General features: G+C 65.8%; 17 protein-coding genes, 1 tRNA gene and 1 pseudogene. 10 read left to right on the top strand and 9 right to left on the bottom strand.

What is annotated here, in order from left to right; genetic code table 11:
- Nucleotides 1-10: 10 nt before the first annotated feature.
- The 3 genes from purE to LDN95_RS02890 form a co-directional block, all read right to left on the bottom strand.
- Nucleotides 11-496, bottom strand: coding sequence for a 5-(carboxyamino)imidazole ribonucleotide mutase (gene purE, locus LDN95_RS02900; protein ID WP_226016119.1), 486 nt, complete (start codon nucleotides 494-496; stop codon nucleotides 11-13).
- Nucleotides 497-529: 33 nt separating this feature from the next.
- Nucleotides 530-1216 carry a 2,3-diphosphoglycerate-dependent phosphoglycerate mutase gene (gene gpmA / locus LDN95_RS02895; RefSeq protein WP_226016118.1) on the bottom strand — a complete coding sequence of 229 codons (687 nt, stop codon included), beginning with the start codon at nucleotides 1214-1216 and terminating at the stop codon, nucleotides 530-532.
- Between the two features lie 76 nt (nucleotides 1217-1292).
- Entirely contained in the window at nucleotides 1293-1457 is a 165-nt protein-coding gene (locus tag LDN95_RS02890) for a hypothetical protein (protein ID WP_226016117.1), read from the bottom strand.
- Nucleotides 1458-1611: 154 nt separating this feature from the next.
- Between LDN95_RS02890 and LDN95_RS02885 the strand changes: the two genes are divergently transcribed.
- Nucleotides 1612-1686: transfer RNA gene (locus LDN95_RS02885), tRNA-Thr, on the top strand.
- A gap of 74 nt (nucleotides 1687-1760) precedes the next feature.
- On the opposite strand, the gene LDN95_RS02880 is transcribed toward LDN95_RS02885, so the two are convergent.
- Nucleotides 1761-2111: a hypothetical protein gene (locus LDN95_RS02880; RefSeq protein ID WP_226016116.1), complete on the bottom strand. Its 351-nt coding sequence runs from the start codon at nucleotides 2109-2111 to the stop codon at nucleotides 1761-1763.
- A gap of 89 nt (nucleotides 2112-2200) precedes the next feature.
- Here LDN95_RS02880 and LDN95_RS02875 point away from each other — a divergent pair, with 89 nt between their 5' ends.
- Together LDN95_RS02875 and LDN95_RS02870 are read left to right on the top strand one after the other, a co-directional pair.
- Complete coding sequence (locus LDN95_RS02875) at nucleotides 2201-3217, top strand: low specificity L-threonine aldolase (protein WP_226016115.1); 1017 nt, start codon at nucleotides 2201-2203, stop codon at nucleotides 3215-3217.
- Nucleotides 3214-4053 (top strand): annotated as a pseudogene (locus LDN95_RS02870) (DMT family transporter); the annotation flags it as partial. The gene LDN95_RS02875 and the pseudogene LDN95_RS02870, both read left to right, overlap by 4 nt.
- Here the strand turns inward: LDN95_RS02870 and LDN95_RS02865 are convergent.
- On the bottom strand, nucleotides 3990-4895 hold the full coding sequence (locus tag LDN95_RS02865; protein ID WP_226016114.1) for an SDR family NAD(P)-dependent oxidoreductase: 906 nt from the start codon (nucleotides 4893-4895) through the stop codon (nucleotides 3990-3992). The pseudogene LDN95_RS02870 and the gene LDN95_RS02865 overlap by 64 nt on opposite strands.
- Before the next feature lie 105 nt (nucleotides 4896-5000).
- On the opposite strand from LDN95_RS02865, the gene pepN reads away from it, so the two are divergent.
- Nucleotides 5001-7613: an aminopeptidase N gene (pepN, locus tag LDN95_RS02860; protein ID WP_226016113.1), complete on the top strand. Its 2613-nt coding sequence runs from the start codon at nucleotides 5001-5003 to the stop codon at nucleotides 7611-7613.
- The gene (gene pgeF, locus LDN95_RS02855) at nucleotides 7610-8374 is read left to right on the top strand and encodes a peptidoglycan editing factor PgeF (protein ID WP_226016112.1); all 765 of its coding nucleotides are present in this window, start codon (nucleotides 7610-7612) and stop codon (nucleotides 8372-8374) included. The genes pepN and pgeF overlap by 4 nt, the downstream gene beginning before the upstream one ends.
- A gap of 11 nt (nucleotides 8375-8385) precedes the next feature.
- On the opposite strand, the gene LDN95_RS02850 is transcribed toward pgeF, so the two are convergent.
- The 3 genes from LDN95_RS02850 to galE all read right to left on the bottom strand — a co-directional run bounded on the left by LDN95_RS02850 (nucleotide 8386) and on the right by galE (nucleotide 10411).
- Nucleotides 8386-9000: an HAD family phosphatase gene (locus LDN95_RS02850; RefSeq protein ID WP_226016111.1), complete on the bottom strand. Its 615-nt coding sequence runs from the start codon at nucleotides 8998-9000 to the stop codon at nucleotides 8386-8388.
- A 137-nt stretch (nucleotides 9001-9137) separates the two neighbouring features.
- Entirely contained in the window at nucleotides 9138-9263 is a 126-nt protein-coding gene (gene ykgO / locus LDN95_RS02845) for a type B 50S ribosomal protein L36 (protein WP_226016110.1), read from the bottom strand.
- 113 nt (nucleotides 9264-9376) lie between these two features.
- Nucleotides 9377-10411 (bottom strand): UDP-glucose 4-epimerase GalE, encoded by a 1035-nt coding sequence (gene galE, locus LDN95_RS02840; protein ID WP_226016109.1) that lies wholly within the window; start codon nucleotides 10409-10411, stop codon nucleotides 9377-9379.
- Between the two features lie 150 nt (nucleotides 10412-10561).
- Here galE and LDN95_RS02835 point away from each other — a divergent pair, with 150 nt between their 5' ends.
- From LDN95_RS02835 to LDN95_RS02820, 4 genes are all read left to right on the top strand, one after another.
- Nucleotides 10562-11290, top strand: a complete 729-nt coding sequence (locus LDN95_RS02835; RefSeq protein ID WP_226016108.1) for a DUF4136 domain-containing protein — start codon at nucleotides 10562-10564, stop codon at nucleotides 11288-11290.
- A 66-nt stretch (nucleotides 11291-11356) separates the two neighbouring features.
- The gene (locus tag LDN95_RS02830; protein ID WP_226016107.1) at nucleotides 11357-11974 is read left to right on the top strand and encodes a DUF4136 domain-containing protein; all 618 of its coding nucleotides are present in this window, start codon (nucleotides 11357-11359) and stop codon (nucleotides 11972-11974) included.
- Nucleotides 11971-13143, top strand: a complete 1173-nt coding sequence (locus LDN95_RS02825; protein WP_226016106.1) for a M14-type cytosolic carboxypeptidase — start codon at nucleotides 11971-11973, stop codon at nucleotides 13141-13143. The genes LDN95_RS02830 and LDN95_RS02825 overlap by 4 nt, the downstream gene beginning before the upstream one ends.
- A gap of 51 nt (nucleotides 13144-13194) precedes the next feature.
- Nucleotides 13195-13332 carry a hypothetical protein gene (locus tag LDN95_RS02820; protein WP_226016105.1) on the top strand — a complete coding sequence of 46 codons (138 nt, stop codon included), beginning with the start codon at nucleotides 13195-13197 and terminating at the stop codon, nucleotides 13330-13332.
- A 50-nt stretch (nucleotides 13333-13382) separates the two neighbouring features.
- Here LDN95_RS02820 and LDN95_RS02815 read toward each other — a convergent pair whose 3' ends face one another.
- Entirely contained in the window at nucleotides 13383-14711 is a 1329-nt protein-coding gene (locus tag LDN95_RS02815; RefSeq protein WP_226016296.1) for a hemolysin family protein, read from the bottom strand.
- Between the two features lie 201 nt (nucleotides 14712-14912).
- Between LDN95_RS02815 and LDN95_RS02810 the strand changes: the two genes are divergently transcribed.
- The gene (locus LDN95_RS02810; protein WP_226016104.1) at nucleotides 14913-15602 is read left to right on the top strand and encodes an OmpA family protein; all 690 of its coding nucleotides are present in this window, start codon (nucleotides 14913-14915) and stop codon (nucleotides 15600-15602) included.
- Nucleotides 15603-15724 lie beyond the last annotated feature (122 nt).

Here is a 15724-nt window from a genome sequence, read left to right as displayed (position 1 = left end):
ATGCCGGACCTCAGGACGGCCGTTCGGCGACCGAATCGGTCTGCGCGGTGCGAAACGCGATCAGCCGTTCGGCCAGCGCGGCATCGCCGGTGGCCAGAATCGATGCCGCAAGAATGCCGGCATTGGTTGCGCCCGGAACGCCGATGGCCAGCGTGCCCACCGGAATGCCGCCGGGCATCTGCACGATCGACAGCAGCGAATCCATGCCCTTCAGCGCCTTGGATTCGACTGGCACGCCCAGCACCGGCAGGTGCGTCATCGCCGCGACCATGCCGGGCAGGTGGGCCGCGCCACCGGCCCCGGCGATGATCACCTTGAACCCCTCTTCGTGGGCGCTTTTGGCAAAGGCCACCAGCCGGTCGGGCGTACGGTGCGCCGAAACGATGCGCGTGTCATGTGCCACGCCCAGCCGCTCCAGCACGGCAGAGGCGTTCTTCATGGTTTCCCAGTCCGACTGGCTGCCCATGATGATGGCCACTTGCGGCGTATCGCTCATCCGATGGTCCTCTTTGCAGTCGTCCGCCCGCGCTCAGCGTTCCGACAGATAGTAGCGCTCGATCTCGGCCAGATCGGCATCGAGTTCGTAGACGATCGGCTGGCCGGTGGGGATTTCCAGCCCGGTGATATCGTCGTCGGAAATGCCCGACAGGTGCTTGACCAGCGCGCGCAGCGAGTTGCCGTGCGCCGACACGATCACGGTTTCCCCGGCGCGCAGCGCAGGCGCGATCTTTTCCTCATAGGCGGGCAACACGCGCGCGATCGTGTCTTTCAGGCTTTCGGTCGCGGGAACCGAGATCCCGGCATAGCGCGGGTCGCTGGCCAGATCGAATGCGCTGCCCGCTTCCAGCGGCGGCGGCGGAATGTCGAAGCTGCGGCGCCACACCTTGACCTGATCGTCGCCGTGCTTGGCCGCGGTTTCGGCCTTGTCCAGCCCGGTCAGCCCACCATAGTGACGCTCGTTCAGGCGCCAGTCCTTGTCCTCGGCAATCCATAGCCGCCCGGCCGCTTCAAGCGCCAGATGCAGCGTCTTGATCGCGCGGGTCTGCAACGAGGTGAACGCCACCGTTGGCAGCACGCCCTTGTCCTTGAGCAACTGGCCCGCCGCAAATGCCTCTGCCGCGCCCTTTTCGGTCACGTCCACGTCCCACCAGCCGGTGAAGCGGTTTTCGAGGTTCCATTGCGATTGGCCGTGGCGGATCAGGATCAGGCGGGGCATCGTGGCGGTTCCCTCAACTAGATGATGGCAACGGGATGTTGGACGGTCGGAATGGAATGACCGGAAAACGAGGCCCCTAGCGCTCGTCCTCGGGTTTGGAAAGGTCGCTTTTGGCCTGAAGTGCTGGCGAATCCGGGCGCTGGTCGATTGCGCGGGCTTGCGCCTTGCGCCGGTGGAGGTTGTCGCGCAACCGCGCCGCCAGCCGATCCGCGCGCGAAAGGGGAGTGTCAGGCTTGGTCATCATGCTGCATTGCCGCCCCCCGCTGCTGCCTGCAAGGGGCTGATGATTTGCCAAGCAGCGATTCCGGCGCTTGACAAAGGCAGGCCTCGCCGCCAAAGCGCGCCCCTGCCCGCCGCCGGTCTGCTTGACCGGAGGGCACTAGCGGAAATGGTGTGCTGCTGTAGCTCAGTGGTAGAGCGCATCCTTGGTAAGGCTGAGGTCGGGAGTTCAATCCTCCCCAGCAGCACCATTTCCGCAAGGGGCCGGTCCCGCGATGTTCTTGCCAGATCAGTCGGGATGGCACTTCAGGCTCTTGTGAGTGTTCTAATCACTGATTCCCAAATCAGCTCGCATCGCTGCTTTCATGGCTTCGATTGCTACTTCCCGCGCCGGTCGGTCATCGTTGGTTTCGACGATCAGGCGAATTGCGCCTCGGACCGAAGTCGTAGCCACAAGGTCGCAACGCATCTGCCAATAAACGAAGGCGTTTCCTGCTTCAGGTGAGCCTTCAACTGCGGCCTTGTGAAAGGCTTCAAGCAGCCCGATATAGGCGGCTTGCTTCTCCCGAAAGGCTCGTTCGTCCTTTTGGGAACTTCTCGCCAGAAATGCCTGAACAAGCGCGGTGATGATCGATCCGAGGCCAAATGCCGTTAGCAGGGACAGAAACTGCGTCATCAAATCAGCATAGCCTGATTGGGGCTGCAAGTCAGTCGTTCATCAGCGCCGCTTGACCGCTGCCGTGCGGCCTTTCATGCATGCGCGCCATGAAGTTCTTCTCCGACAATGCCGCCGCCGTCCACCCCCGCGTGTGGGCCGCGATGCAGGCCGCCGATGTGCCCGACACCGCTTATGATGGCGATGCGCTGTCGCGCCAGCTCGATGCCGCGTTCTCGGCGCTGTTCGGGACCGAATGCACTGCGCTGTGGGTGGCAACGGGCACGGCGGCCAATTGCCTTGCACTGTCGGCGATGGTGCCCCCGCATGGCGGTGTCGTTTGCCACCGCGAGGCGCATATCGAGGTGGACGAAGGCGGTGCGCCCGGTTTCTTCACCCACGGCGCCAAGCTGCTGCTGGCCGACGGAGATGGCGCGAAGCTGACCCCGGACGCTATCGCCCGCGTGATCGATCCGATCCGCCGCGATGTGCATCAGGTGCAACCGCACGCAATTTCGATCACGCAGGCCAGCGAATATGGCCGGGTCTATACCCCCGCCGAAGTCGCCGCGATCGGTGCGCTGGCACAGGCCCGGGGTCTTGGCCTGCACATGGATGGCGCGCGCTTCGCCAATGCGGTGGCGCACCTTGGCGTCAGTCCGGCGGCGGTGACGGTGGAGGCGGGCGTCTCGGCGCTGAGCTTCGGTTTCGTCAAGAACGGCGGGCTGGGGGCAGAGGCGATCGTGTTCTTTGCCGACGGGCTGCACGATGTGGTGCGCTATCGGCGCAAACGGGCGGGGCATCTGCAATCGAAAGGGCGCTATCTGGCGGCGCAGATTCTGGCGATGCTCGACGATGAACTGTGGCTGGCCAATGCTCGCGCTGCCAATGCCACCGCCGCCGAAATCGCGGATGCTTGCGGCCAACGACTGATCCACCCGGTCGAGGCGAACGAGATCTTCGTCGTTCTGTCGTCTGCCGAGCAGGCCGCTCTGCAAGCACAGGGTTTTGATTTCTATGATTGGCCGGCGCCCGCTGGCGCTGCCGGGGCGGCGCGTTTCGTCACCGCCTGGAACAGCGATGCGACGCATGTCGCTGCGCTGGCCCGTGCCATCGCTGCCTTGTGAAGGGTTCACAACCGCCCGGCAGCGCCTCGTTCCTTGAGGCGCGGATCGCGCTGCCGTTCCTTTTGACCGCGTTGATCTGGGGCTCGACCTGGCTGGTGATCAAGGGTCAGTTGGGTACGGTTCCGCCAAGTTGGTCGGTGACCTGGCGCTTTGCCGGGGCGACGATCGGCATGTTCGCCTTGGCCCTTGTCCGGCGCGAGCGGCTTTGGCCGGGCTGGGCGGTGGTGCGACTGGCGGCAGTGATCGGCGTGGCGACATTCTGTTGCAACTTCCAGTTCGTCTACCGCGCGGAAGGCTATCTGACATCGGGGCTGGTCGCGGTGATCTTCGCGCTGCTGATGGTTCCCAACGCGGTGCTGGCGCGGCTGCTGCTGGGCCAGCCGATCACGCGCGGCTTTCTGGGCGGCTCGGCGGTGGCCTTGCTGGGGATCGCGTTGTTGATGCTCCACGAATACCGCGTGGCGCCACAAGGGGGCAATGTGCCGCTGGGCGCTGGGCTCGTGCTGCTGGCGCTGGCCTGCGCGTCGCTGGGCAATGTCCTGCAGGCAAGTCCCGCCTTGCGCGGCGTCTCGGCCTTCGTGCTGCTGGCGTGGGCGCTGCTGCTGGGCGCGCTGGCGGACTTTGCGCTGGCGTGGATACTCTCGGGCCCGCCAGTGTTCGAATGGACCGCGCGCTATGGGTTGAGCGTCGCCTATCTGGCGCTGTTCGGTTCGGTACTCACCTTCCCGCTCTACAACCTGTTGCTGCGCGAACTGGGGCCGGGGCGCGCGGCCTATAACGGGGTGCTGGTGCCGGTGGTGGCGATGGGTCTTTCGACGCTGTTCGAAGGGTTCCGCTGGTCGCCGCTGACCGTGGCCGGAGCCGCGCTGGCGCTGGTCGGGCTGGTGCTGGCGTTGAGGGCGCGCAAGCCCGCGCGATAAGTCGGGAAGCGCAGCCGCCAGCCGAGTAGGCGCGCGGCCTTGCCGTTCGCTACGCGTCGGTTTTCGGCATAGAACGCGCGGGCCATTGGCGAGAGGTTCGCCTGCTCGAGCGTCAGCAATGGCGGTGGGGCCATGCCCAGCAGCCGCGCCGCTTCCTCGATCACCGCGTTCTGGCTGCACGGTGCCTCGTCGGCCAGATTGTAGACCCCCGCCGGCCCGCGCTCGAACGAGGCGATCACCCCGCTCGCGATATCGTCCACGTGAACCCGGCTGAACACCTGATCGGGCAGCGCGATGCGGTGCGCCACGCCCTGCCGCACGCGGTCAAGCGCGCTGCGTCCGGGGCCGTAGATGCCGGGCAGGCGGAACACGCGGACCCTTGCATCCAGCGCCTGCCAGTCCAGATCGGCTGCGGCGCGCGCGCTGCGGCGTCCGTGTCCGATAGGGGCGCTTTCGTCCACCCACGCCCCGCCGGTATCGCCATAGACCCCGGTCGAGGAAAGATAGCCGATCCACATGGCCGGAGCCTTGCCGATGAGTTCGGCATAGGCATCGAGCACCGGATCGCCGCCGGTGCGAGCGGGCGGCACCGATGACAGCACGTGCGTGGCCTGTGCCAGCGCGGCTGCAACCCCTGCTCGGTCGGCAAAGTCGATCTCGCCGCCGCGCCCGGTGCCGTCGACGCTCCAGCCTTGCGCCCGCAAACGGTGCGCCAGCACTTGCGCGCTATAGCCCATGCCGAAGATGAACAGGTTCATGCGCCGCTTCCTTGTCGCCAGGCTGTGGCGGTGATCGTCCGCCTTGCTTTGTGTCAAGCAAAGTTTGCCGTTTTCGCCAGCGCTTGCGCAGCCTAAGACGGGGGCATGAACGATCTGTCCAACCCGCCCGCCGTGCCCTCCGTGATCTTGCGCAGCGATTACCGCGCGCCCGACTGGCTGGTGCCCGAAATCGCGCTCGATTTCGCGCTGTCGCTCGATGCCACGCGCGTCCGCGCCGATCTGACGGTGGCGCGCAACCCGGCCGGGCAGGCGGGTGCCCCGCTGCGGCTCAACGGCGATGGCATCGCCGCGCGCACGGTGCTGGTCGATGGCAAGTCGCACAACGATTGGGAAATGGACGGCCACGATCTGGTGATCGCGCTCCCCGCCGATGCCCATGTCGTGACAATCGAGACCGCGCTCAACCCGGTCGCCAACACCCAGCTTTCGGGTCTCTATGCCAGTTCGGGCATGCTGTGCACCCAGTGCGAGGCAGAAGGGTTCCGGCGCATCACCTTCTTCCCGGACCGGCCCGACGTACTCAGCGTCTACACCGTACGGATGAGCGGCAGCGCCGCCGATTTCCCGGTACTGCTGTCGAACGGCAATCCGGTGGCGCAAGGGACCGGACCGGGCGGCACTCATTGGGCCCAGTGGTTCGATCCCTGGCCCAAGCCTTCGTACTTGTTCGCGCTGGTTGCGGGCGATCTGGTCGCCACGCGCGACAGCTTTACAACGCGTTCGGGCCGCAAGGTGGACCTTGCCATCTATGTCCGCGCTGGCGACGAAAGCCGCACCGGCCACGCCATGCGCAGCCTCATCGCCTCGATGGCGTGGGACGAGCAGGTCTATGGTCGGGAATACGACCTCGACTTGTTCAACATCGTCGCTGTGTCCGATTTCAATGCCGGGGCGATGGAGAACAAGGGGCTCAACGTATTCAACACGCGCTACATCCTCGCCGATCCCGAAACCGCCACCGACGGCGACTATGACGCGGTCGAAGGCGTGGTCGCACACGAGTACTTCCATAACTGGTCGGGCAACCGCGTGACCTGCCGCGACTGGTTCCAGTTGAGCCTGAAGGAAGGCTTCACCGTGCTGCGTGACCAGCAGTTCAGCGCCGATCGCGGCAGCGCGCCGGTGAAGCGGATCGAGGATGTGAGGGTGCTGCGCGCAGCCCAGTTTCCCGAAGATTCGGGCCCGCTCGCGCATCCGATTCGGCCCGATTCCTATCAGGAAATCAGCAACTTCTACACCGCGACCGTCTACAACAAAGGCGCCGAGGTGATCCGCATGATGACCGTGCTGGCTGGCCCCGAACGGTTCCGTGCGGGTACCGACCTGTACTTCGACCGCCACGATGGCGAGGCCGCCACCTGCGAGGATTTCGTGCGCGCGATCGAGGATGGCACCGGGCTCGACCTTGCTCAGTTCCGCCGCTGGTATGAACAGGCCGGCACGCCCCGCGTCGACGTGGCGCTGGCGCACGCAAGCGATACGGTCACGCTCACGCTGCGCCAGACGGTGCCTTCGACGCCGGGCCAGCCCGACAAGCTGCCGATGGTGATCCCGTTGCGCACCGCCTTGTTCGACCGCGCCACCGGCACCCATGGCGGCGAACATCTGCTGGTGCTGACCGAGACGGAGCAAAGCTTTACCTTCACCGGGTTTGCGCAAGCCCCGGTGCTGTCGATCAATCGCGGCTTTTCCGCCCCGGTGGCGATTGCCAATCCGACAACCAACGACGACCTCGTGTTCCTTGCCGCGCACGATGACGATCCGTTCGCGCGGTACGAGGCGATGCAGCAACTCGTCGTGCAGCATCTGGTGGCGGCGGTGAAGGGCGAACTGACCGAGGCCGACCGGACAGCCGGGCGTGCCGCGATCGTCGGAGCGTTCCACGCGGTGCTGACCGACCTGGCGCTGGATGACCTGATGCGCGGCGAACTGGTGATCCTGCCCGGCGAAGGCTATCTGGCCGAGCAGATCGCGCAAGTCGATCCGGTGGCGATCCGCAACGAGCGCGAGGCGTTGAAGGGCTGGCTGGGCGCTGCCTTGCGCGATGAATGGATTGCGCTGCATGACCGCACCAGCGCGGTGCCGTTCAGCCTCGACGCCGAGGCGCGGGGCGCGCGCAAGCTCAAGACGCAGGCGCTGGTCTATCTTGCCCCTGCCGATCCGGCCGAAGCGGCCGCACGGGCCAAGGCGCAATACGATGCAGCCGACAACATGACCGACCGGCAAGGCGCGCTGATGGTGCTGTGCGGGCTCGACCGGCCCGAACGCGGCGCGGCGCTGGCGGACTTCCAGACGCGCTTTGCAGGCAACATGCTGGTGATCGACAAGTGGTTCTCGTTGCAGGCCGGATCGCTACACCGCGATGTCATCGGGCAAGTGCGCGCGCTGGCCAATCATGCGGACTTCACGCTGACCAATCCCAACCGGGTGCGCTCGCTCTACATGGCCTTTGCTGCCAACCTTGGCGCCTTCCACGCTGCCGACGGGTCGGGCTATCGCATCATCGGCGATCTGATCGCGACGCTCGATCCGATCAACGGCAGCATCGCGGCGCGCTTCGTCCCCTCGTTGGGACGCTGGCGCAAGATCGAACCGGCGCGCGCCGCGCTGATGCGCGCCGAACTGGAACGCATCGCCGCGCTGCCCGGCCTGTCACGCGATGTGCGCGAACAGGTGAGCAAGAGCCTGGAGGGATGAGCGCGCCGGTCGAAGCGCTGACCCATCCGGCGCTGGCCGGGGCGGCGCATGGGTTTCTGGGGCGCAAGGGTGGCGTCAGCACCGGCATCCATGCCGGGCTAAACGTCAGCTATAGCGAGGACGACCCCGTTCATACCGCCGAGAACCGCCGCCGCGCGGGCGAGGCAGTGCTGCCGGGCGCGGGTCTGCTGACCTGTTACCAGATCCATTCAGCCGAGGTCGTCACCGTGGACTTGCCTTGGGCCGATGCCGACCGTCCCCGCGCCGATGCGCTGGTGACCGACAGGCCGGGGCTGTTGCTGGGCGTGCTGACCGCCGATTGCGCCCCGGTGCTGTTCCACGATGCCCATGCCGGCGTGGTCGGCGCGGCGCACGCCGGCTGGAAAGGGGCGTTCACCGGAGTAACCGACGCCACCATCGCGGCGATGGAGGCGCTGGGGGCGCAGCGGGCGCGCATCGCTGCCGTCGTCGGCCCGTGCATCGCGCAGAAAAGCTACGAAGTGGATGACGCTTTCGAGCGGCGCTTCAGCGAGGCCGCGCCGCAGAACGAGCGCTTCTTCCGCACCGGCAAACCCGGCCATGCATGGTTCGATCTGGAAGGCTATGTCGCCGCGCGGTTGCAGGCGGCAGGCATCGGCACGGTGGCGATGCTGGGCGAGGATACTTACGCGCAGGAGAGCCAGTTCTTTTCGTTCCGCCGTGCCACCCATCGCGGCGAGCCGGGCTATGGCCGCCAGATCTCGCTGATCGGGTTGAGGTGAGTTTGGCCTGATTAAAGTGCGCTCAGCCGGGTCAGTTCGGCTTCCAACGCAAGCGCATCGCCGGTGAAGTGGAACACCTGCCAGCCCAGCGCCTGGGCGGCGGCGATATTGGCGACGTTGTCGTCGATGAAGATCATCCGGTCGGGCGCATGGCCGAATCGCCTTGCCGCCAGCGCAAAAATCGCCGGATCGGGTTTGACCAGCCGTTCGACGCCGGACACCACGATGTCGTCGAGCAAGTCGAGAATCGGGAAAGTCGGACGGAACATCGCCCAGGTGTCGACGCCGAAGTTGGTGATCGCGAATTGCGGAACGCCCCGCGCGGCGAGACGGCGAATCAGCGCTAGGTTTTCCGCAATCGGCCCGGGCAGCGTTTCCAGCCAGCGGCTGCGATAGGCTTCGATCAGCGCGCGATACTGCGGAAAAGCGGTCACCCGTTCCTCGATCATCGCATCGAGCGGAACGCCGGTGTCGTGCTGCAGGTGCCACGCTTCGGTGATGACGTGCGCCAGAAACCAGTCGCGCTGCGCCGGATCGGGGATCAGCGTGTCGTAAAGCGCGCGAATCGACCAGTGCACCAGCACCCGACCGATGTCCCAGACAACCGCGTCAACTTGCCGTTCCATCGCGCGTCGCTCCAGTTCGCTGGGACCGGTTCGCCAAAGTACAAACGGTAAAACCCCCGCTGTTGGGCGGGGGCACCGATCCTCTGTGACGAGGAAACCGAAGCACCGGCGGCTACGCCAAGGCGCAGCCGACCAGATCAGCCCTGGCGGGCCTTGAAGCGCTTCTGGGTCTTGTTGATGACATAGGTGCGCCCACGGCGACGGATCACGCGGTTTTCGCGGTGGCGGTCCTTGAGCGACTTCAGGCTGTTGCGAATCTTCATGACGAATCCCTTTGCCCGAACACGACCGGGCGCGAAACTGAAGGTGGGCCGTTAATGGCGGCCCCGGGCAAAGTCAACCATGTGCGCAGGATACCCATGGCCCAGACAGTAGCTCATTCCTTACCCAGAATCTCGGTCAGGCGCCGCTCCCATGCCAGCGCGTGGGCCACAATGGTGTCAAGGTCGGCATATTGCGGCACCCACGGCAGCGCGGCGCGGATGCGGCGGTTGTCGGAAATCAGCGAATCGGGGTCACCCGCACGCCGCGCCTCAAGCCTGCGCTCGATCTTGCGGTTGGTGACGCGATCGACCGCATCGAGCACCTCAAGCACCGAAAAGCCCCGGCCATACCCGCAGTTGAAGGTCATCGAGCGGCTTGGCTCGGCAATCAGCGCCTCAAGCGCCAGAACGTGCGCGCGGGCGAGGTCGGAGACGTGGATGTAGTCGCGCACTCCGGTACCGTCGGGCGTGGCGAAGTCGGTGCCGAACACCGAAACGCCGTCGCGCTTGCCCAGCGCCGCCTCTACCGCAACCTTGATAAGGTGGGTGGCCCCGGCGGTGGACTGGCCGGTGCGCCCTTGCGGATCGGCGCCGGCGACATTGAAATAACGCAGCGCGCCATAATTGATGGGATGCGCCCGCGCGGTGTCGGCCAGCATGTACTCGCTCATCAGTTTGGACATGCCATAGGGGTTGATCGGACGTTGCGCCGTATCCTCGGTCACCGGCGAGACTTCGGGTATCCCATAAGTGGCGGCAGTGGAGCTGAAGATGAAGTGCGGTACGCCGCCTGCCACCGCCGCCGCGATCAGCGTGCGGGTGTTGCCGGTGTTGTTGCGATAGTACTTGAGCGGGTCGACCACCGATTCTGGCACGACCACCGATCCGGCAAAGTGCATGATCGCCTGCGTGCCCTGTTCGGCAAAGATCCTGGCCAGCAGCGCTTCGTCAGAGATGTCGCCATGATAAAAGGCTACGCCTTCGGGCACGGCAAAGCGGAAGCCGGTGACCAGATTGTCGATCACCGCCACCGGCCAGCCGGCATCTTTAAGCGCAAGTACGGCGTGGCTGCCGATATACCCGGCTCCGCCGGTGACCAGCACCGGCCCTTTCTGGACGGAAGCCGGACTTGTCGAACCACTGGCCATCGCGCGAATCACCCCCCCTGCTGCATTGCAGCAGCACACCTAGCACCCCGGTCGATGGAGGGAATCGCAATCCCATCCGTTCAGTGCAATGACAGCACCGCCCGCGCAGGAGCCACCCAAGCCCCGCGCGCGACAGGAAAGACCATCAGCATGATCCGCCGCCAACCCATCTTCGCCTCCGTGATATCGGCCATCATCGGCCTTGCCTGCATTCCGGTCGGGCAAGCGCATGCGCAAGGCATGCCGGGTTGGGATGGTCCGGGCGGCTGGAGCCGGGGCGGCGGCGATCGTTGGGGCGACCCGCGCGATGGCGGGCGGGCCGGTGGCGCGCGCACCAGTGCCGAGCCTTCGAAGAAGATCAGCGTCGATGCCTGGCGCGCAGCCGATGCGGGCGATGCGCTGGGCAGGGGGCGCATCGTCATCGCCGCCGATGATGGCGCAGAAGAAGAATGGAAGCTGCCGGTCTATGAGGCCGCCGTGGTCGATGAACTGGCCCGGCGCGGCTATGACACGGCGACTGCCGCCGATCCGGGGCAGATCGCGCAAGTGGGTGTCAGTCACGAGACGGTGGTGCCCGAAGAAGCGCCACACAAGCCGGTGAGCGGCGAGGTCAGCACCACCGTCAGCAATCGCGGCACCGGCTTCGGCATGGCGCTGGCGCTCGATTTCACCAAGCCCAAGAAGGCGATCGTGGCGACTCGGCTGGATGTTCGCATACGCGACAAGGCCACCGGCAAAGTGCTTTGGGAAGGCCGCGCCGAAGGACAATCGCGCGAAGGCGACGTAGGCTTGGACAACGGGGCCGTTGCCGCCCGGTTGGCCGCCGCCTTGTTTGCGAAATTCCCCGAAGGTCAGATCGTGCCGCTCGCCAGCCGCTGATCTGAAGCGATTGCGGGCGCAATTCGGGATATTGCCGCAAGCGGTTTGAGCGCCCACATTCGCGGCATGACCAAACGTTCGATTCCTTCGGGCCTTCTCGGCGTCATTCTGGCGACCGCCGCCATTATGGTTCCTGTTGCGCCGGTCCGGGCCGCTCCGGTTGCGGTCACCCGCTTCCATACGCCCGAATCGCTTGGCGCGTTGGGACATGGCGCGGTCACGCTGAGCGCGGGGCCGGGCATCGACCCCGCCAATCTGGAAACGCAGGTCTGGCTTGAAGCCGTCGCGCGCGAACTGGCGGCGCTGGGCTTTGGCGCGGCGACGCCCAATGCGGCGGACATCGTGGCCGAAGTGCGCTTTGAAAGCGAGACAGCCCAGACCGGGGCGCAGCGCCGTGAGCCGGTCTCTGTCGGGGTAGGCGGATCGACCGGAGGCTATCATTCGGGCGTCGGACTGGGGCTGGGCTTCAGCTTCGGCGGCGGCCCGCGGCAGATCGTGTGGCAACGCCTGGCGGTGACGCTGCGCGAGCGCGCGACCGGCAAAGCCTTGTGGGAAGGGCGCGCCGAGGCCCGCGAATCAGCCAAGTCACCGCAAGTGCAGGTGGCTGCCGCAGCTCCGCGTCTTGCCCATGCCCTGTTCGCAGGCTTCCCCGGTACCTCGGGCGCGACTATCAGCGTGAAATGACCGAAACCACCATGAACCCTTCGCCCGTTGTTGTCCCTTCGATCCGAATCGATGCCGCGTTTGACAGTGGCAATATCGCAGTGTTGTCGATTTTGGGCAGCGCCGCCCGGCTCAAGATCCGCAAGGACCATGGGTCGGACTTCTTCCAATGGTTCCATTTCCGCGTCAGCGGGGCAGCGGGCCGCGAACTTGAGCTGAAGATCACCGGACTTGGCGCTTCGGCCTATCCCGGTGGCTGGCCGGGCTATCGTGCCGCCGTGTCCGAGGATCGGCAGGTCTGGCGCCGTACGACGACCCAGTGGGACGCAAGCGAGGACGGCGGCACGCTGACCATCCGCCATACCCCGGCGGCGGACACCGCGTGGTTTGCCTATTTCGCGCCCTATTCGCTCGAACGGCACAACGATCTGGTGTCGCGTACCGCAGCCAGCCCCGGTGTGTCGCATCGCGTGCTCGGGCATAGTCTGGACGGTCGGCCGATCGACTGTCTGGAACTGGGCGAAGGGTCAAGGCAAGTGTGGCTCTATGCCCGCCAGCACCCCGGCGAATCGATGGCCGAGTGGTGGATGGACGGCGCCTTGGCGATGCTGACCGATCCAGCCGACCCGCACGCGCGCAGCCTGCGCCAGACGTGCCGCTTTCACGTGGTGCCCAATGCTAACCCCGACGGATCGATACGTGGCCACCTGCGCACCAACGCGGCGGGCGTGAACCTCAACCGCGAATGGCACTCCCCCACTGCCGAACGCTCGCCCGAAGTGCTGGCCATCCGCAACGCGATGGACGCCACCGGCGTGGACTTTGCCATCGACGTGCATGGTGATGAGGCGATCCCCCACGTGTTCGTCGCAGGTTTCGAGGGCATCCCGTCGTGGACCGAGGCGCAAGGCGCCGCCTATCGCCGCTACCGTGCGATTCTGGAGCGGCGGACCCCCGATTTTCAGACGCGGCGCGGCTATCCCGAAGCACGCCCCGGCACCGCCAACCTCTCGATGTCGACCAATCAGGTGGCCGAACGTTTCGGCGCGGTGGCGATGACGCTGGAAATGCCGTTCAAAGACAACGACGATCTGCCTTGTGCCGAGCATGGGTGGAGCCCCGAACGCAGTGCGCTGCTGGGTCGCGATTGTCTGGCGGCGCTGTGGGAATGGCTCGGTTCGTCCGACTGAGCCCACGCTTTACCGTTTCTTAGGAGTGGCGGGTGCATCGAAGGCGCGATGATGCACCCGCGCACCCTTGTCGAACTCGGTCTGGATGGCCGGTCCATGCCCGTGCTGGCGCGCGCTGCGGTGCGCAGTGGGCTGGTTGTTGGCTGCGCGCTTGCGCTGATCCTTGCCGGCAAAGCGCTTCCGTTCTGATCTGACAAGGCTGCACCGCGGGCCGAGTGCAATACCGTCGCACGCGCCATTCAGGCGTCTGCGTGCGCGGTCACAGTCGGCTGCGGTTTGGCCCGGGCGACCAGCAGCTTGTCGATCTTGCGCCCGTCCATGTCGACCACTTCGAAGCGCCAGCCCTGTTCGACGAAGTGTTCGCCTTCGACCGGCAGCTTGCGCAGAACCGACAGAACGAACCCGGCGGCGGTAGCGTAATCGCGCGTTTCGGGCAGGTCGATGTCGATGCGGCTGGCCATGGCGTCGGCTGGCAGGGCACCCGAGAGCAACAGCGAGCCATCTTCGCGCTCGGTGATCATCGGGCCATCGCCATCGTCGCTGTGCGACACGAACGTGCCTGCAATCGCCGACAGCAAGTCGGCGGCGGTGACGATCCCGTCAAGATGGCCGTATTCATCATGGACCAGTGCCAGCGCCACTTCGGCCTGCTGGATCATCCGCAGCGCGTCCATGGTGTCGAGGTGGTCGGGCAATATCACCGGCTTGCGCATCAATTGCAGCAGGTCGGCATGACCCACGCGCAGCAGCTCGGCGAGCACTTCGCGCACTTTGACCACGCCGACGATGTGGTCGGGTGTTTCGTCGGCCACCAGCAGCAGCGAATGCGGGCTGTCGGCGATGGCGGCGCGCAAATCGGCCTCGCTCGCTGTCGCCTCGATCCAGTGGAGCTCGGTACGGGGGGTCATCACCTCGCGCACCGGACGGTCGGCCAGGCGCATCACGCTAGTCATCAGCGCGCGCTCTTCTTCCTCGATGACGCCGGACCGCGTGGCCTCTGCGAACATCATCTGCAGTTCTTCGGCAGTGACTTCCTGCTCGCTGCCGCGATGCAGCCCCAGCAAGCGCAGCAACAGCTTGGACGACTGGTTCAGGCTCCACACCACGGGAGCCGTGGCCTGCGCCAGAAACCGCATCGGCTGCGCGGCGACGAGCGCGATCGGTTCGGCCGCGCGCAAGGCCACCTGCTTGGGCACCAGTTCGCCGACCACAAGACTGAGGTACGTGGTCACCGCGATGACCAGCGCGAATCCGGCGTTGTCGGCAAAGCGCGCGGGCACGCCAAGCGCGGCCAGCCGTTCGCCGACCGGTCCGCCAAGACTCGATCCCGAATAAGCACCGGCGATCACGCCGACGAGGGTGATGCCGGTCTGCACGGTCGAAAGGAATTTTCCGGGATCTGAAGCCAGTTGCAACGCCACTTTCGCGCTGGTCGATCCGGCCTCGGCAAGCACCTTCAGCCGCGCAGGACGCGCTGAGACGATCGCCAGTTCCGACATGGAAAACAGGCCGTTGAGTACGACGAGACCAACGATGACGAGGGTATCTGGCCAGGGAAACGGTGTCACGACAACAGCCGCTAGCACGTTTCCGTCCGCAAGCGAAGCGGACAAGGTCCGCTTTGGACTAGGGCTGGCGGACTTGGGCGCGGGCGCGTTCTGGTGCGGTTAAGCCAGGGGTGGCGAAATGGAACGACTTGAGGCACCACGCGTACCACTGTCGATAGACCGTGCGGTCCGAGCGGTGCCGCAGATTTAGGGGAACCTGTGATGAAGATCCGTCGCGTTATCGTTTCAAGCCTGTGCGCCGTGTCGCTTGTCAGCCTGTCGGCCTGCGTGACCGATCCCAACACCGGCCAACAGAAGGTTTCGCGCACCGCACTTGGTGCTGGCGGCGGCGCTCTGGCGGGCATCCTGCTGGGTGGTCTGATCGGCGGTGGCACCGGGCGCATCATCGGCGCCGGCATCGGCGGCATCGCCGGGGCGGCGGTCGGCTACACCATGGACAAGCAGATCCGCGAACTGAAGGAGCAGACCGCTGGCTCGGGCGTCGACGTGACCCCGACCGACAACGGTCAGGCGATTTTGGTAAACCTGCCCAATGGCGTGACCTTCGATACCGACAGCACGCTGATCAAGCCGACGTTCCGCGACACGCTCGACCGCGTGGCGCAATCGCTGGTGAAGTATCCCAACTCGCTGGTCGATGTGTACGGCCACACCGATTCGACCGGCTCTGACGCCTATAACCAGACCCTGTCCGAAAACCGCGCGCGCGCCGTGGCCGATTACCTGTCCTCGCGCGGGATCGCTCCGCAGCGCATCCGCAGCACTGGTTACGGCAAGACCCAACCTGTCGCCTCGAACGACACGGTGGAGGGTCGCTCGGCCAACCGTCGCGTCGAGATCAAGATCGTGCCGGTGACGCAGGACGACGTGGCGCGCGCTCGCGGCCAGTAACAAGACTTTGCCAGACACGACCTGAATCATGGCGGCCGGTGGAGCGATCCACCGGCCGCTGTTTTCATGCGTGCGTCCGTTGCGCCGGTTGACGCGGGCCGCGCCGGACGGCATCGGTCCAC

It is taken from the genome of Novosphingobium sp. FKTRR1 (assembly GCF_020404405.1).
Lineage (GTDB): Bacteria > Pseudomonadota > Alphaproteobacteria > Sphingomonadales > Sphingomonadaceae > Novosphingobium.
The sequence above is the reverse complement of the archived record's forward strand: the minus strand, read 5'-3'. Positions and strand labels throughout refer to the sequence as shown.

Excerpts from the sequence above, each read along its gene's own strand:
- purE (WP_226016119.1), bottom strand. The coding sequence starts at position 496 with ATGAGCGATACGCCGCAAGTGGCCATCATCATGGGCAGCCAGTCGGAC.
- gpmA (WP_226016118.1), bottom strand. The coding sequence starts at position 1,216 with ATGCCCCGCCTGATCCTGATCCGCCACGGCCAATCGCAATGGAACCTC.
- LDN95_RS02890 (WP_226016117.1), bottom strand. The coding sequence starts at position 1,457 with ATGACCAAGCCTGACACTCCCCTTTCGCGCGCGGATCGGCTGGCGGCG.
- LDN95_RS02880 (WP_226016116.1), bottom strand. The coding sequence starts at position 2,111 with ATGACGCAGTTTCTGTCCCTGCTAACGGCATTTGGCCTCGGATCGATC.
- LDN95_RS02875 (WP_226016115.1), top strand. The coding sequence starts at position 2,201 with ATGAAGTTCTTCTCCGACAATGCCGCCGCCGTCCACCCCCGCGTGTGG.
- LDN95_RS02865 (WP_226016114.1), bottom strand. The coding sequence starts at position 4,895 with ATGAACCTGTTCATCTTCGGCATGGGCTATAGCGCGCAAGTGCTGGCG.
- pepN (WP_226016113.1), top strand. The coding sequence starts at position 5,001 with ATGAACGATCTGTCCAACCCGCCCGCCGTGCCCTCCGTGATCTTGCGC.
- pgeF (WP_226016112.1), top strand. The coding sequence starts at position 7,610 with ATGAGCGCGCCGGTCGAAGCGCTGACCCATCCGGCGCTGGCCGGGGCG.
- LDN95_RS02850 (WP_226016111.1), bottom strand. The coding sequence starts at position 9,000 with ATGGAACGGCAAGTTGACGCGGTTGTCTGGGACATCGGTCGGGTGCTG.
- ykgO (WP_226016110.1), bottom strand. The coding sequence starts at position 9,263 with ATGAAGATTCGCAACAGCCTGAAGTCGCTCAAGGACCGCCACCGCGAA.
- galE (WP_226016109.1), bottom strand. The coding sequence starts at position 10,411 with ATGGCCAGTGGTTCGACAAGTCCGGCTTCCGTCCAGAAAGGGCCGGTG.
- LDN95_RS02835 (WP_226016108.1), top strand. The coding sequence starts at position 10,562 with ATGATCCGCCGCCAACCCATCTTCGCCTCCGTGATATCGGCCATCATC.
- LDN95_RS02830 (WP_226016107.1), top strand. The coding sequence starts at position 11,357 with ATGACCAAACGTTCGATTCCTTCGGGCCTTCTCGGCGTCATTCTGGCG.
- LDN95_RS02825 (WP_226016106.1), top strand. The coding sequence starts at position 11,971 with ATGACCGAAACCACCATGAACCCTTCGCCCGTTGTTGTCCCTTCGATC.
- LDN95_RS02820 (WP_226016105.1), top strand. The coding sequence starts at position 13,195 with ATGCACCCGCGCACCCTTGTCGAACTCGGTCTGGATGGCCGGTCCATG.
- LDN95_RS02810 (WP_226016104.1), top strand. The coding sequence starts at position 14,913 with ATGAAGATCCGTCGCGTTATCGTTTCAAGCCTGTGCGCCGTGTCGCTT.